Genomic DNA, 1,476 nt, shown 5'->3' with positions numbered 1-1,476 from the left:
TGCATCTCGTTATACACAAGTCACGCATCCTCTGTTCGGAGCGCCTGGATTGTAGAGGCGGCATCCATGGTGCGCTGAAGTCCGATCCAGAGGGTTTTGGCACCGGGTTCGCCATCGCTTTTGCGACCAAGGAAGCCGCCTAACGATGCGATCAGCCGGATCATTTGATTGAGCGTCGGTGCACTCGCGGGGCGTGCTTTCTTCACCAGTAAATAGGCGCCTCTGATCTCGTCAGGGTGGAAGAACAGCGACGCATCCAGGTCCGGACAGGTCCTGCCCAAGCGCATGAGCCGTGCGATCCGCCACGCCACGATCATGTACAACACCAAAGCCCGTTCCACCCGGTCCATCTGCGACAGTTGCAAGGCTTCGACCTTGCAGCCGTTTTTCAGCACATTAAAGAACAGTTCTATTTCCCACCGAGCGCGATACCAATCGATGAGCTCGATCACGGCATCCCGGTCTTGCGCCTGCCGATTCGTCACCAGCCGCCATACCACCGGCTTCACGCCTGCCGGCACATGGATCTCTCGGGCCACCACGCATGTCACGCTGAGTGGTCCCTTGCCCGGCAACTGGATGCGGCTTGCACGTAGCTCCTGCCTGACTTCCCGTGCCTTCTGGCCGGCACGCCCCGGCAGGATAAAGGCAATCTCGCCGAGCACTTCACTGGCCTCCACCTTATCCCAGAGCTTGCCTCCCTCTGCCAGGTTGCGGTTGTGCCGGGCACGAATCAACCAGTCGGCAGGATGACCAAGCGTATCGGCCAGATTCATGAGCGCAGCGATATCACCTTCCCGATCCGTCACATAGACCAGGCGGGTATCGGGCAACGTTGTAGCCTGTTCGGCCACGCGTTCATAGCTCTCGATCCACCGGGTGCTTTCCTTGATGCCGCCGCGGCGTCCATTCTCATCCAGCGGTTCACGAGCCCACATCCAGGCATTCAGTATCCCCAAAGGCTCCCGGTCCGGTGTGACGGCGTAGGTCGGGTGCAGGTACATGCCACGCTGCGCCTCGAAACTTAACGGTCCCAAACCTTCCATGTCCTGGCCATTGAAGTCGAGTTCGGTCGTGTCCGCAATACATAGCACCACGGCATGCTGCTGCATGCGCGCAGCCGTGCGTTCCCAATGCGGCTGCATCATGTCGACCCACTCGACTTCCTCATTGCCAAGAAAGCGATAAGCCGCCATGGTTTCTGTCCAACCGTCGCATGCCCCAGGAATGCTCGCCGTCGGCTTTGCCGCAAACCGCTTCAATAGTTCCCTTGCACGCCTGTCTCGCCTGGGATCACCCAGGTCCAGCGCTTCAAATTCCTCGTCCACCCATACCCCTGATTCGTTGTCCATTGGCTTGGCAAAAGCACAGAGTAAACGCGAATTCGTCGAGGTTTACAACCCCGTCTTACAAAAGAATATCAACTTCTTCTGCACCCTACGAAGTCAGCAGACCGGACTTGTGTATAACGAGATG

1 protein-coding gene is annotated in these 1,476 nt (G+C 58.3%); it reads right to left on the bottom strand.

Going from position 1 to position 1,476, the window contains the following annotated elements:
- Window positions 1–20: 20 nt before the first annotated feature.
- Entirely contained in the window at window positions 21–1,352 is a 1,332-nt protein-coding gene (locus QOL82_RS29100) for an IS4 family transposase (RefSeq protein ID WP_430438574.1), read from the bottom strand.
- Between the last annotated feature and the right edge of the window lie 124 nt (window positions 1,353–1,476).

The sequence above is a fragment of the Noviherbaspirillum suwonense genome, from assembly GCF_900182955.1.
In the GTDB taxonomy this organism is placed as follows: Bacteria; Pseudomonadota; Gammaproteobacteria; order Burkholderiales; family Burkholderiaceae_D; genus Noviherbaspirillum_A; species Noviherbaspirillum_A suwonense.
Note: the sequence above shows the minus strand (reverse complement) of the source record. Positions and strands in the feature narration are given on the sequence as shown.

Bases quoted from the DNA above. Each gene is read 5' to 3' on its own strand.
- QOL82_RS29100 (WP_430438574.1), bottom strand. From the start codon at position 1,352: ATGGACAACGAATCAGGGGTATGGGTGGACGAGGAATTTGAAGCGCTG.